Here is a 13865-nt window from a genome sequence, read left to right as displayed (position 1 = left end):
TCCAGCCCCCACCTCCGTAAGTTAGGCGTTTGGCAAAAGAATAGCGTAAAAATCGGAATGTGGGTGAATCCATATCGTTTACAATAAGTACATTCGCTCACAAGTTCTTTCAATTTACACGGCTAAGAATCATTAGGTTATGCTGCAAAGACTATATGTACACAACTTCAGATGCCTAGAAAACTTTGAGCTAATCCTAAAGGGAATGCCATCTGCTCTGTTGATTGGAAAAAATGGTTCAGGTAAATCAACGATTGCCGATGCATTAGAAGTACTTCAGAAAATTAGTCAAGGTGTCAATAGAATACGCGACCTTGAACAATTAGACATTATTAGCTCGAAAGATTTTGCTCGAAGAAGATCTGATGTTCCGATTCGCTTTGAAATAGAAGTATTACTTGATCATAAATTGTACAACTATGTTTTAGCATTAGAGTTACCGGAAAAATTTAGCGAACTGCGAGTTTCTGAGGAGCAATTGCTAGTTTCAGGAGATCCAATTTACTCTCGAAAAGAAGCTCAAGTCACTCTTTACAGCAGCACCCAAAATCGTGAGGCTCAGTTTCGGTTGGATTGGCATCTGGTTGCCCTTCCCGTAATTCAGGAGCAATCTGAGACTGATCCGCTTCATATTTTTAAGACTTGGCTAGCTCAGATGATCATTTTAGCGCCAATCCCCAGCTTGATGACAGGAGACTCCAAGGGCGACACCTTGGAGCCAAGGCGAGATGGTTCAAACTTTGGGGAGTGGATTTCTGGATTACTCAGTCGCTATCCTGCTGCCTACACAAAGATTTATAGATATCTCCGAGACGTTATGCCAGATATTCAAGATTTTTTGAATCAACCAGTTGGCAAAGACTCCAAAAGCATGATTGTTCGGTTTGAAGCCAATAATGCGAATCTTCATATTAATTTTAAAGACTTATCTGACGGTGAAAAATGCTTTTTTGTTTGCGCTGTTGTGTTAGCTGCTAACGAATATTATGGTTCAATTTTTTGCTTTTGGGATGAACCGGAAAATTATCTTTCCTTATCAGAAATTGGTTATTTTGTAATGTCATTGCGACGTTCATTTAAGCAGAAAGGACAAATTTTAGCGACATCACACAATGAAGAGGCTATCCGAAAGTTTTCGGATGACAATACTTTTGTCCTTGATCGAAAAAGTCACTTAGAGCCAACTTTGGTCAGATTGCTCAGTGATATTCCTGTGACAGGCGATCTGATAAATACCTTGATTTGTGGCGACATAGAGCTATGAGTCCAAACCAGTATAAACCTCACATTCTTGTGTTACCTGAAGACGATGCTAATCGCCAGATTGCCAACGGATTTATTCAATCTCCCAACCTTAATGCTCGTGCTATTCAGGTTTTGCCACCCACTGGTGGTTGGCAAAGAACCGTGGAACAATTCACGAATGATTATGTGCGAACAATGCGAAAATTCCCACAAAGAATGATAGTGTTGCTGATTGACTTTGATAACCGTGAAAATCGGTTGAGTTACGCACAGAGTCAAATTCCAGATGACCTCAAAGAAAGAGTATTCATTCTGGGAGTGCAATCTGAACCTGAGAATTTAAAGCGAGATATCAACAAAAGTTTTGAGGAAATTGGAGACGTTCTAGCACAAGACTGTTCGGATAACACGAATGAATTGTGGGGACATGAGCTTCTCAAACATAACAAAACTGAGTTAGAGCGTATGATTTTATCTGTCAAACCCTTTCTGTTCAATTAAAAGTTACACCCTTTTGCCACGGCGATTAAAATCGTTGCTACATAAACATACAGCGCTTTTCAACTAAGTTATCAAGCAGGTTTTATGGGCGCACGTCGGTGCGCCCCTACAGTGTTGGTGCTTGGCGCAAAGGAATCATTTTAAAGACGCGAATCAAATCGGCTTGACGAATCGGTTTACTAATATAATCATCCATCCCCGCCTTTAAACACGTTTCTCGATCTTCCTGCATCGCATTAGCTGTCAACGCAATAATCCAAGGGCGCTGGGAGTAGTTTTGGCAAATATAACGGGTAGCGGTTAAACCATCCATTTCTGGCATCTGTACATCCATTAATATGACATCGTAGGATTGACGGGAGATGGCATCAAGAACTTCCTGTCCATTACTGACCAAATCAGCTTGATAACCTAAACGTTTCAACAGCAATAATTCTACCTTTTGATTGACTATATTATCTTCAGCCAAAAGAATCCGTAACGGCAACTGTTGGGCAAGAGGTGAATCTCCAGATTCTGGTGAAGCAGGCTGAGACTTAATAGCAGTCGCTTGCCTTCCTAAAACTTGAGTCAACGTATTATAAAGTTGCCCAAGTTTAATCGGTTTAGGTAAACAAGCAGCAAAATGACGCTCAATTAAAGACGTTTTAGTCGTCATTTTTCCTATAGGCGTTAATAATACCAAAGGCAATTCTTTGAAACCTGATTGGTTGTGGATTTGTAGACCCAGAGTTAGCCCGTTCATTTCGGGCATTTGCCGATCGATAATTGCCACATCAAAGGCTTCTTTCTGATTGAGCCAAGCCAAGGCTTCATTTCCCGATTGAGTACTTCGGGCAATCATGCCCCAACATTGGGTTTGCTGGGTTAAAATTTGGCAACTTGTCGGATTATCATCAATAATTAAAACTCGTTTACCTGCAAGCTGAGGTTGAGGAGTTGTTAAATTCGGTTCAGACGCATCTTGATCTACGCTTAAAACAACACAGAAGGAAAAAGTAGACCCTTCACCCAAGGTACTGTCTACCCAAATTTCTCCCCCCATCATTTCACTTAATTGTTTAGAAATAATTAAACCTAGTCCCGTACCCCCATACTGGCGAGTGGTTGAAGAATCCAGTTGACTAAAGCGTTGAAACAAACGGTTAAAACGGTCTTTCGGAATGCCAATTCCTGTGTCTTTTACCGAAAACAAAATACAAACAGTCGGCGAGGTATGGCTATCCTGGTTTTGAGTCGAATTGGTGACATAGCAATGTTCAACCTTGACTGAAACGCTAACTTCTCCCACATCAGTAAACTTAATTGCATTACTCAACAAATTGATCAGAATTTGGCGCAGGCGGGTGACATCTCCGACCAGAGTAGAGGGGACTTCTGGATCAATAAAATAAGTTAATTCTAATCCCTTTTGTACTGCTTTGGGCGCAAACAGATCAACAGCGGTTTCCAGACAGTCACGTAGATTAAAGGGTTTGAATTCAAGTTCTAGTTTACCCGATTCAATCTTGGCAAAATCTAACACATCATTAATTGTGATCAGTAGGGTTTCCCCACTTTGGCGAATCGTTTCTACCAAATCCTGTTGATGGGCATCCAGTTTTGTATTCTCTAAAATTCCGGTTAACCCAATCACCGCATTCAGAGGGGTGCGGATTTCATGGCTCATGGTTGCCAGGAATTCACTTTTCGCTCGGTTAGCGGCTTCTGCGGCTTCTTTTGCCTCTGCTAGGGTAGCGTTTTGAGCTTGGAGTTGCTGTTGAATATGGCGTAAAGTTAGTTGGGTTTTAACCCGCGCTATCACTTCTTCGAGTTGAAAGGGCTTTGTAATATAGTCTACGCCACCCACTTCAAAGGCTTTCACTTTATCCCAGACTTCATCAAGGGCGCTCAAGAAAATTACCGGAATTTCGGCGGTTTTCTCGTCAGCTTTCAAGCGTTGACAAACTTCATACCCATCCATTTCCGGCATTTTAATATCCAGCAAAATTAAATCTGGCGGATCAGTATTAACCGCATTCAGTGCCTGTTTCCCACTAATGACCCGACGAACTTCATAGCCTTGGTTCGCCAGCATGGTAAACAAAATACGTAAATTATCAGGGATATCATCGACAATTAATATGTCTCCCTTGATGGCTTGAGATTGACGTTCACTCATGAAGGAGGGGCTGTGTTAAATCCACTATGCGATCAAAACAAAGGGTGTTAACCCATTGGGTTAAGGTTTGAGCCAGAGATAGTTGCTCTTCTGGAATTTGGGCAATAAGCTGGATTATCACTTTCTCTCTAGCGCTGAGTGCAGCTTTGTGCAGTTGTGCCAGCCATTCAATCGGCATTTGTGCCAACGTTTCTTGTAAAGCAGTTTCCTGCAATGGTGCTGGCGACGTATCCGGCGATGTGAGAGAGAGAGGTTCAGCTTTTGCATACAAATAACGCACGCCTAAATGTTGCGCCATTTTTTCAAAGATAACCTCTTCCTGAAACGGCTTGCTAACAAAATCGTCGCAGCCTGCGGACAAAACAACCGATCGCTGTTTATCGAAAACACTAGCAGTCAAGGCTATAATTACCGTGGCTTGACCCTGCAACGATTGTCGAATTCGACGAGTGGCTTCATAACCATCCATCACAGGCATCCGCATATCCATCCAAATCAGGTGAGGTTGCCAACTCTGACAACGTTCAACAGCTTGCTGTCCATTTTCCGCTTCCTGCACCTCAAACCCCATCGGTGCGATTAGATTAACCAGCAACACCCGACTTTCCCATTTATCATCAGCAATCAGAATCCGATAAGTCGGTTGATTGGGGGCTAAACCAATCGCCCGTTTAGACTGTTGAATCTCAATGTCAGCCGCTTGAGCGGGATTAACCTTAATTGTAAACCGAAACGTTGTTCCTTGACCCAATACACTGCTGACGGCGATGGTTCCTCCCATCAGTTGGACAAATTTCTGGCTAATCGGTAAGCCTAATCCTGTACCTTCTTGAGATTTGCGCCCGGTTTCGGTTTGGATAAAGGCTTCAAATAAGGTATCGAGTTCGGCTGAGTCAATTCCTGGACCCGTGTCTTCGACTGCAAAGGTGATGAGGGATTGAGGATTGGGGATTGGGGATTGGGCAATTATATCCCGTTCCCCAAACAGGGCGGGTTTAGTGTAGAGACGCGCCATGGCGCGTCTGTGCAAGGGGGTAACCTTATCAGTCAAACCTGGTTCTACAGATTGGTTTCCCGACGTGCCTAGAGACGTGCCATGGCACGTCTCTACAGACAAGGTTACACTCCCTTCCCCGGTAAATTTAATTGCATTTCCCAATAAATTAATTAAAACCTGACGCAACTTACTCTCATCCGTCCGCACATATTGGGGAACGTCAGAATCACAATTAAAGATTAGCTGTAAGCCCTTTGATGCCGCTTTGAGCTGGAGCATTTCTTCTAAACTTTTGAGTAAGCGATACAGATCAAAACTGGTTTCATTTAATGTAATCCGACCCGCTTCTATTTTAGACATTTCTAGTACATCATTGAGCAGCGTGAGTAAATGTTCACCACTGCGAGCAATAATTCCTAAATACTCCTGTTGAGTTGAAGTTAACGTCGAGTCGCGGGTCATTACTTGGGCAAAACCCAGAATCGCATTCAAGGGAGTCCGTAGTTCATGGCTCATATTCGCTAAAAACTCACTTTTAGCCCGGTTCGCCGCATCAGCCGCTTCCTTAGCATCTTTGAGTTGAGCCATGAGAGCGGCTTGTTGTAGCGCCACGCCCAACTGATTACTCACCTGTGTCAGTAAACTAATTTCTGCGGCGTCCCAATGACGGGGACTGGAGTTTTGATACGCCCCCAATAATCCCCACAGCTTGTCACCGACAAAAACCGGGCTTAAACAGTAAGCTTTGATATGAAATACCTCTAACAATTTGACATGGCAGGTCGAGTAAATCCTTTGGTAAATATCATTAACGACAATATTTTCATGACTTTTGAATCGACCCCCTTGACTTTTTTGTAAACAGGTATCTGACCAAACCGATTTCAGCTCAGAACCGACTAAGGGCGACCAACCTGATGCTACTGATTCGGAGACAAAATCTCCACTCCAGTCCGGATTAAATTGATAAACTACGACGCGATCGCAGTTAAGAATTTGCCGTACTTCTTGGGTCGTCGTACTAAAAATCTGATCAATATCTAAGGTTTGGCGAATGCTTTCAATCACCCGTGCTAATGCCCGCGCCTGTTCAGCAGCCTTGGCTTGCTGGACGGCTTGAGCTTGCAATAACTCCAAATATTCCGACTGTTGCAATGCTACCCCTAATTGGGCTGCCACTTGCATAAGTAACTTAACTTCCCGTTCTTGCCAATGGCGGGGTTTACTATGTTGAAAAGCACTCAGCATTCCCCATAGTTTTTCCCCTTTAAATAACGCCACAACCGCAAAGGATTTAATCCCAAATGATTCTAAGGTTTCAATATGACAATCGGTTAAATTTGCTTTATAGATATTATCAGCAAAAAATGCTTCATTGTGGCGTAATCGACCACCTTGATGTTTACTTAAATAGGTATCATCCCAAGCACTCCCCACCAGTTTTGGTAAATCTCCTGCTTCCGATTCAAAAATAAAATCGCCGAAATAATCCTCGCGGAATTTATAAATGGCAATTCGTTCAACATCCAACAATTGCCGGACTTCGGTAGCCGCCGTTTGGAAAATTGTATCTAAATCTAACGTTTGGCGAATTTTATCGATAACCTGAGCTAACGCCCTTTCCCGTTCCGCTTCCTGGGCTAACTCATCCGCCCGTTGTTGTAATTGCGCCTCCAGTGTGGTTTGCAATTCTGCCGATCGCCGTTGGGCTTTTCCGAGGAGTTCAGCTTGTTGAATCGCTACCCCTAATTGAGCGCTAATTTGCACCAGAAAATTAATATCTGTCTCATCCCAGGATCGCGGTGCGGAATTTTGAAACGCGGCTAAAAGTCCCCAGAGGTTTTTACCTTTGTAAATCGCAATAATTGTGTATGCTCTTGCCTGATAGCGTTCTAAGCTTTGAATATAGCAATCCGAAAACCCGGCGGTATAAATATCACGACAAACCCGAAAGACTTCACCTTTGATAAAGTCCCCGCCTTCAGTTTGCTGGAGATAGGTATCAATAATTTGAGGATTGGCTAAGGATTTAATACTACAATTACTAATATTTTGGCATAACTGGGGATCTTGATATTGCCCTTGGACTAATGGTTTCCAGCCCTCAGCCACCGATTCAACCACGAATTCACCACTCCAATCGGGATTAAACCGATAAATTGCCACCCGATCCGCATTCAGCAACTGCCGTGCTTCTTGAGTTGTCGTCTGGAATATAGTATTAATATCGAGCGATCGCCGAATCTTATCAATAATAGCCGCAACTGCTTTTTCTCGTTCAACCGCTTGATTAACCGCTTTCGTCAATAACTCTGACTGCATCTGCAATTGCGCCACAAACTCCGCTTGCTGCAACGCCACACCTAAATGAATGGCAATTTGATGGACAAACTCGATTTCATTACTTTGCCATTGACGGGGGCGCGAACATTGGTGAATACACAACAACCCCCAAAGCTGATTCCCCTTGAGTAACGGCACAACCAAGTTGGCTCGAACTTGGAAACGTGATAAAATTATAATGTGACAATCGGGTAAATTCAAGGCATAAATATCTTCAGCCGCCCAAATCCGCCCCTGCTGATAATGAGTCGCATGTCTTTCGCCGAAACACTCATCCTCTATTTTGGTGGCGATGGCTGACGTAAACGGCGACACTACATCTTCAGAGACAACTTCCCCACGGCGACAGCCAGACTCTGGATCAAAGCGAAACATCCCCACCCGATCCGCATTCAGCAGTTGACGCACTTCTGTAGCGGTTGATTTAAAGATACTCTCCAAATCCAGAGATTCCCGAATTTTAGTCACCACAGCCAACAGCGCCTTTTGCTGGGCAACTTGAGTCGGTTCTGGCATTCTCATCGCGTCCAATTGTGCCACACGCGATCGCAGATAGGCTAATTCTGCTTGGAGTGACTCGTAGGTTTTGGCGTTGAGAACGATATCCTGATCAGACATGATAGGGTTTTGGGTGAGGGGGTGCGGGGGTGTAGGGGTGTAGAGGTGTGGGGGTGTAGGAAGATGGGGGAGAAAGAGGATAACTTCCTGAAAAACACCCTTTTACCCAAATTTACCTTGTTCTTTTAGCGCTTGTCGAATTCTTAACTGAGCTTCCTGATCATTAGGATAACGGACAATTGCCTCTCGCCAAACGCTGAGGGCTTCATCCAATTGACCCTTTTGTCTCAACGCATCTCCTAAATACCAATACGCTTGTGGCTTTTTAATATTAAGACGAATCGCTTCACGATACTCTTCTATAGCGGCTTCCCAGTTTTCTTGAATCATCAAGCTATTGGCTAGATTTAAACGTAAAATAGCTTTTTCCGGAGACTGCTGGCTCAACGTCTGATACGACTCAATTAGCGTGTCTAGTCGATTAATGTTGGATAGGATTAAACCGACGCTAAAAGGAATGTCTGTGTTTTGAGGATGGCGCTGGATCAACTCCTCAACAATAGGCATCGCTTGATCAGGTTTCCCTTGTTCAATCAAGGCTTGGGCTAACTTGACATACCCATCCACCGTTTTTGGCGATCGCGCGATCAGATCCTGGAAGACAGCTACCGCTTCATCCCATTTATTTTGTGCCAGGAGTGTATTACCTAGCAGTAAGCGCACCATATCATTACTGCGTTGTCGGTGAATCACTTGGCGAAATACCGTTTCCGCTTCTGGGTAATCCTGTTGCTGATAAAGGGCGATCGCCTTTTGAAACAACGACGCGATCGCGATCGTCTTACCAATCAAAAAAATAACCGTTACTAAACCGACACTAACGACTGTAGCCGCTATCCAACTTAAATTAAACACAGATTAGACAGATTAATTGAATAACACCGATTACACAGATTGAATGAGATAAGCAGAAAATGAGCGATTGAGTGACAAAGATTGACACAGAAAATTAAATAATCCCTCCGACAAGCTAATCATCCTCTTTCCATTGAAAACTAACACCTCCGTGTCATAGGGTGTGACTAACCGAATACCTCCCCACCATCATCTTCTCTTTAAATCTGAGAAATCAGTGTTACTAACATCCTACCTTCCCACCTCAGTCTCTCCCATAAATCCGTGTAATCAGTGTTTCAGGCTAATAAACAAGCGGCGGGAAACATCAGATATTCCAAAAAGAACAGTTTCCAGATAAATTGATAGAAACTGGCGATCGCGACTTTATCCTGCAAATCTACATTCTGACTACGCCACCAAACCAAAACTAACGCCGCCAAGTGTGTTATCCCCAAGACAAGGGGGTTAACCACGTCAAACAGTAGCACTCCACCGAGAATCATACCCAAATAGCAGACGGTAATAATCCATCGGGTGATGTTAAACACTGCTGGCTTACCCAGTCGAATCGTGAACGTGGTGATATTGTATAACTTATCTCCATCAATATCCGGGACATCCTTAAAAATCGCGATCGCGACAGTAAACACCAAAACAAATAACGTCAATCCCCACACCGCAGGCGTTGGCGTCATCGCTTCACCTTGTTGCCATACCCAGCTAAAATGCAAGAATAGTCCTAAATTGACCACAGCACCTCGCACTGAGAAGATACAAAGTGCTGCCCAAAAGGGAAACCGCTTCAATCGGATAGGTGGTAAGGAATACGCTGTACCAATGGCTAAACTGACGCTAACCATGAGAAATAACCAGCCTCCCAGTATCCGGGCTAACAGTAACGCACAGAGTCCAGCTATGGTAACAATCAGTTTAGCTTGTCTTCTGGAAAACTCCCCCGCCGCGATGGGAAGATGAGGCTTATTAATCTGGTCAATTTCCACATCTTCGAGTTGATTGAGTCCCACAATGTAGATATTACCGCAACAGCAGGATATCCAAGTACCCAAGAGTTGAGTTAAATTTGAGAGTGCGATCGCACCGTCGGTAATCGCTAAGGCAATCACATACAATGCCAATACACTTAGAGTAGTACCGATGATCGTATGAGGGCGAGAAAACTTCCACAAGGCATAAAACCAGCCTGTGGGTTGCTTAAGCGGGTTGAGAGGGGCAGAAGTCAAGGTTGATGGAGAAATTTGGCTCATTCTGGAGTGTAATAGGCTTTCCCATTCGATTTTACTCTCTTGAAGGACATCGAAACATCAATCTACACTCGTATACTCTTTTCTTGACGGTGAAATTCACAAAACAAAGAACGAATGACGTAGCTTGGTTCTGGCGACAGCGAGTATAACAAATGAAAAATGACGTAAACAAATAACAAAAGGCAAGTATGGCACGAGGCGATCTAATTTACGCTTATCGAGAATTGTTCAACCGACAAGGCGTCTACAAACATTATGGGATTGACTGTGGCGACGGTACGGTTATCCACTACCGCAAACCCAGTGAAACCATTGAACGCACCTCTTTACCGACATTTGCTAGAGGTGGAAAAATCTATGTCAAACAGTATCCCACTCATTTTATACCTGATGTAGTCATTCGCCGCGCTGAAAGTCGTTTAGGGGAACGAAACTATAATCTGCTATTCAACAACTGCGAACACTTTGCCGTCTGGTGTAAAACTGGCGTGAGTGAAAGTCCGCAAATTAAAAATTTTATTCCCATAATGACTCAGATGAATACTGAGAATTTATACGAACCGATTAAACGAGCGCTACAAGAGAAAGATCCGGACAAAGCCAATCGCTTATTAACCAAAGCCCTAGCCGAGATTAAAGGTGTTTGGAATACGCTGCAACCGCAGTACAATCAAGATGTCCGAGAGATAAGCGCTTGGCAGAAAGTCGCCATTCAAGCGCTAAAACAAAACCGGGAAGACTTAGCGCGGGCGGCAATTATTCGCAAGAAAGACTATGAGAAACGGGCGCAGGAGAATAAAGAAAAGTTAGATCAGCTTGCTCAGATGACGGAAAACTTGATCCGCAATCGGCTGAATGTGAAATAGATTTTGCCTTAAGTTTACTGAAACTATGACATCCATTGAATTAGTATTACTGATTCTCATACTATTTCTGTCTGTTTTTGTCCAACCAGATAAAAGTAAGCGTGACACTACTAATGAATGAATTTTTTTAATAGTAATCTCACGCTTAGCTATAGAATTAGGCTATAAGATAGAACAGGTTTAGCGACGAGACGATAGCGCCATCACAATCCGCAGCAAATACCAGAATAGCAATGCCACTGACGCAAATAATTCTAGTGAAGCTGCAACATAGTGATGGGATGAGTAATGATGCATCACCTTAGAAGTATCGTAGAGAATCGCGGCGGAAGCAAAAGCAACCATAACCACGGAAAAGAATAAGCCCAAGGTGAAACCAAAAATTACGCTACAGATAATTAGTCCCAAGGCTACTAATCCACCAACTTTTAAGATACCACCCAGAAAACTAAAGTCTTTGCCTGTAGTAAAAGCAACGGCGGTTAAACCAGCAAACATGAGAAGGGTGAGTATTCCCGCCGTTGGGATAACAGTGGGATCTGAGAAATAAGCTGCAATGTACAGAATCGGGGCAAAAATCAGGGCTTCCGCAACAACGTAAATCCCCAATCCAGCGTACTGAGTGTTGACCGAATCCGCCTTAGCCGCTAACTCTCTGGAGAACCAACCGAGTACCGCAAAACCTGCCAGAATCGCCAGCCAGCTAAACCGACTTGCCGTGACAAACTGGGTTAATAGGGCGGCTATGCCAGTTTGAAAGAGTATAAACTCTAAAGCAATAAACGCTCCCACCGCCCCAGCCAGATGCATGTAGGTTTTCTGAATAAATTGAGCGCGTTCACTGGGGGGTGCTTGTGCAACTGTAACCATAGATTTCCTCCTTACTTGGGTAAGTTCTCTTGGTCGCAAAGCTGATGTATAAATACTATTTTACTTGAGTCGTGAATTGCCATCCTACTGGAGAAGGCTTTAGGCGATCGCACTCGATAGATCTTGCCAGCGCTGATGCCACAATTGCTGCATCTTTTGGATAATCTCAGGTAAATCCTGAAACTCCTGACTTTGTTGATTGATTTCCCCGGCTAATCCCTGAAGTCGGTTAAACTCTCGGCAACAGTAGAGTACCCGTTCCCAAGCCCCATACCAATCCTGTCCGGCTTCCTGATGGGCGCGAATGGGTTTCAGGCGTTCTTCCTGGTTTCTCAGGTATTCAGCCTGTTTTGCCCAAGCTTGACGCCACGGTTGCACGGCTTCGGGTTGGTCATGCTGATCATACCAGTCGCGTTCCCTGCGGAGGATTGCGCCTAATTCATCAAGCTGGGAACGAGAGGTACAGCGCCCAATCGCGGTTAATCCGGCGTCAATCCACAGGGGCAAGTTGCGATAGCTGACGAAGATAGCACGGGATTCCACTAGCTTGACCCAGATTTGGTGTTGCCAGCATTCGACGCGATCGATGTGTTGGAGGGGAATGTTAAGAAATGTGGCGACTTGGAGGCGTACTTCGTCCAGAGAAAATTGGCGAGGATCAATTATCCCAGCCGTGATTAAGTTACGAGACATGGTGAATCACTCCTGATTTGGGTATGAGCGGTAGCGTTGGCTTGATTTAGGACAGTTGATGCTGGATTTGTGGCAATATCGGCTGTTTTGCCATAAAAACGCCTAAATCCTCAATCCTAAATCGATTGACCCAAAATCTTAGCCACCCCGCACAAATTGCCATAAAAAGTCGGAGTGGCTAGAGGAGTGTTACTATTTCTTCTAGCCTCCAGACTGCTTGTTCAGTTTGGGGGTTAGCTGCTCAGAGCTGCGCTAACAGCTTTGAGTAGCGCTAAGAGTTTTCGGTTTAATTTGGATTATTTTAGCAGATTGAAGGATGGATGCTCCAGAGTCAAGGCTTTGTTACAAAAGTTTATTTATACCTTATACCCTTCACTTCCGAATAAATTTCCTGCTAAAAGCTCAAGTAAGAATCGAGCTGACTGGGTAAGTATTTCAACCCGTTTTAACGGGTTTAATCTTTTAGCCAGAACTTTAGTTCTAGGCTGAATGCGTGCTTAGGGCGAAGACATCGCAACTACGAACATAGCTTCTGTCAGCTATTACTGGCAATACTCATCGCTGCTTTAGCGGCTAACTTGTGAGTGGCTTGATGGCACGCAAGTAATACTAGATTAAATCCTTCGGGTTGTATGTCTTGTAGAGATAGGATTTGACAGGGTTGCAATTGTAAGTAAAGATCGGCTAATTCTCGTAAGGGAAACTGTTCCATCCCTTTAGTGTAACGTTTGGCATTTTTGAGTCCTAACTCGATGACTAAAAGGTGGGTGGGAAGAGTGCTAACGGTGTAGTGATCACTAATTAAATGAATTCGTTTTTGTCCAGCCACTGATGCGACGATTTCTAAACCTTTGATGGCGGCTAAAATTTCAGCATCGGTTGAATTACTACAATTTTCTAGTGGATAGCTATAGTGTTGCCAATCAATGGAAAAATTTGCCTCAGATTGTTCCTCCTGCTGAGAGAGGTGTTTCAGGATAACCACTCCTGCCCCAGCACTATTCTGTGACTGTAGATAACTGCCATCGACAACTACCCAAATTTCCGGTTCAAATAATGGAAGTAATTTGATGCCTGTTCGTTCTTGAGGAGTGACAAAGTGTTCCTCCGCTTTTAATTCCTCAGAATTCATGAATGGTTATTTAGTCACGACAATTGCAAAAGGGCGGGTTTTGAAGCAATGTTATTATCAGAATTCGTAATGAAAGCCCATAAACCCGCCCCTACATGGGTAAACAATTAGTCACGACAATTGAAAAAGGGCGGGTTTTGAAGCAACGTTATTCTCAATAGCGTAATGGAAGTCCATAAACCCGCCCCTACATGGGTAAGCTGTCATGCATTTAAATTGGGTATTAGTAGCGAGCAAGATGCAAAGCCTGCGGCATGGCTTCGCTAAAGCCTGCGGCATGGCTTCGCTAAACGCACTACAAGGATTGCGCCATTATTGATATTAAGGTTTAAATGTC

At 43.8% G+C, this 13865-nt stretch carries 10 protein-coding genes; 3 read left to right on the top strand and 7 right to left on the bottom strand.

From position 1 onward, the window contains the following. Positions 1–139: 139 nt before the first annotated feature. Both RH949_RS10475 and RH949_RS10470 read left to right on the top strand, forming a co-directional pair. The gene (locus RH949_RS10475; protein ID WP_446352930.1) at positions 140–1264 is read left to right on the top strand and encodes an AAA family ATPase; all 1125 of its coding nucleotides are present in this window, start codon (positions 140–142) and stop codon (positions 1262–1264) included. Further along, positions 1261–1746, top strand: a complete 486-nt coding sequence (locus RH949_RS10470) for a hypothetical protein (protein WP_446352928.1) — start codon at positions 1261–1263, stop codon at positions 1744–1746. The genes RH949_RS10475 and RH949_RS10470 overlap by 4 nt, the downstream gene beginning before the upstream one ends. Before the next feature lie 106 nt (positions 1747–1852). On the opposite strand, the gene RH949_RS10465 is transcribed toward RH949_RS10470, so the two are convergent. From RH949_RS10465 to RH949_RS10450, 4 genes are all read right to left on the bottom strand, one after another. Then, positions 1853–3907 carry a response regulator gene (locus RH949_RS10465; RefSeq protein WP_446352926.1) on the bottom strand — a complete coding sequence of 685 codons (2055 nt, stop codon included), beginning with the start codon at positions 3905–3907 and terminating at the stop codon, positions 1853–1855. Next, the gene (locus RH949_RS10460) at positions 3900–7865 is read right to left on the bottom strand and encodes a GAF domain-containing protein (protein ID WP_446352924.1); all 3966 of its coding nucleotides are present in this window, start codon (positions 7863–7865) and stop codon (positions 3900–3902) included. Before RH949_RS10460 ends, RH949_RS10465 begins: the two co-directional genes overlap by 8 nt. Before the next feature lie 102 nt (positions 7866–7967). Beyond that, positions 7968–8720 carry a tetratricopeptide repeat protein gene (locus tag RH949_RS10455; RefSeq protein WP_446352922.1) on the bottom strand — a complete coding sequence of 251 codons (753 nt, stop codon included), beginning with the start codon at positions 8718–8720 and terminating at the stop codon, positions 7968–7970. A gap of 278 nt (positions 8721–8998) precedes the next feature. Next, entirely contained in the window at positions 8999–9967 is a 969-nt protein-coding gene (locus tag RH949_RS10450) for a homogentisate phytyltransferase (RefSeq protein WP_446352920.1), read from the bottom strand. A gap of 188 nt (positions 9968–10155) precedes the next feature. On the opposite strand from RH949_RS10450, the gene RH949_RS10445 reads away from it, so the two are divergent. Continuing rightward, complete coding sequence (locus RH949_RS10445) at positions 10156–10833, top strand: lecithin retinol acyltransferase family protein (RefSeq protein WP_446352918.1); 678 nt, start codon at positions 10156–10158, stop codon at positions 10831–10833. A 180-nt stretch (positions 10834–11013) separates the two neighbouring features. Here the strand turns inward: RH949_RS10445 and RH949_RS10440 are convergent, their stop codons facing one another. From RH949_RS10440 to RH949_RS10430, 3 genes are all read right to left on the bottom strand, one after another. After that, positions 11014–11703 (bottom strand): Bax inhibitor-1/YccA family protein, encoded by a 690-nt coding sequence (locus RH949_RS10440; RefSeq protein ID WP_006106279.1) that lies wholly within the window; start codon positions 11701–11703, stop codon positions 11014–11016. Between the two features lie 99 nt (positions 11704–11802). Then, positions 11803–12396, bottom strand: a complete 594-nt coding sequence (locus RH949_RS10435) for a hypothetical protein (RefSeq protein WP_446352916.1) — start codon at positions 12394–12396, stop codon at positions 11803–11805. A 535-nt stretch (positions 12397–12931) separates the two neighbouring features. Then, the gene (locus RH949_RS10430; RefSeq protein ID WP_446352914.1) at positions 12932–13528 is read right to left on the bottom strand and encodes a reverse transcriptase-like protein; all 597 of its coding nucleotides are present in this window, start codon (positions 13526–13528) and stop codon (positions 12932–12934) included. Positions 13529–13865 lie beyond the last annotated feature (337 nt).

Source organism: Coleofasciculus sp. A1-SPW-01, from assembly GCF_040217205.1.
Lineage (GTDB): Bacteria > Cyanobacteriota > Cyanobacteriia > Cyanobacteriales > Coleofasciculaceae > Coleofasciculus > Coleofasciculus chthonoplastes_A.
Note: the sequence above shows the minus strand (reverse complement) of the source record. Positions and strands in the feature narration are given on the sequence as shown.

Coding starts and splice junctions, on each gene's coding strand:
- RH949_RS10475 (WP_446352930.1), top strand. CDS start 140: ATGCTGCAAAGACTATATGTACACAACTTCAGATGCCTAGAAAACTTT.
- RH949_RS10470 (WP_446352928.1), top strand. CDS start 1,261: ATGAGTCCAAACCAGTATAAACCTCACATTCTTGTGTTACCTGAAGAC.
- RH949_RS10465 (WP_446352926.1), bottom strand. CDS start 3,907: ATGAGTGAACGTCAATCTCAAGCCATCAAGGGAGACATATTAATTGTC.
- RH949_RS10460 (WP_446352924.1), bottom strand. CDS start 7,865: ATGTCTGATCAGGATATCGTTCTCAACGCCAAAACCTACGAGTCACTC.
- RH949_RS10450 (WP_446352920.1), bottom strand. CDS start 9,967: ATGAGCCAAATTTCTCCATCAACCTTGACTTCTGCCCCTCTCAACCCG.
- RH949_RS10445 (WP_446352918.1), top strand. CDS start 10,156: ATGGCACGAGGCGATCTAATTTACGCTTATCGAGAATTGTTCAACCGA.
- RH949_RS10440 (WP_006106279.1), bottom strand. CDS start 11,703: ATGGTTACAGTTGCACAAGCACCCCCCAGTGAACGCGCTCAATTTATT.
- RH949_RS10435 (WP_446352916.1), bottom strand. CDS start 12,396: ATGTCTCGTAACTTAATCACGGCTGGGATAATTGATCCTCGCCAATTT.
- RH949_RS10430 (WP_446352914.1), bottom strand. CDS start 13,528: ATGAATTCTGAGGAATTAAAAGCGGAGGAACACTTTGTCACTCCTCAA.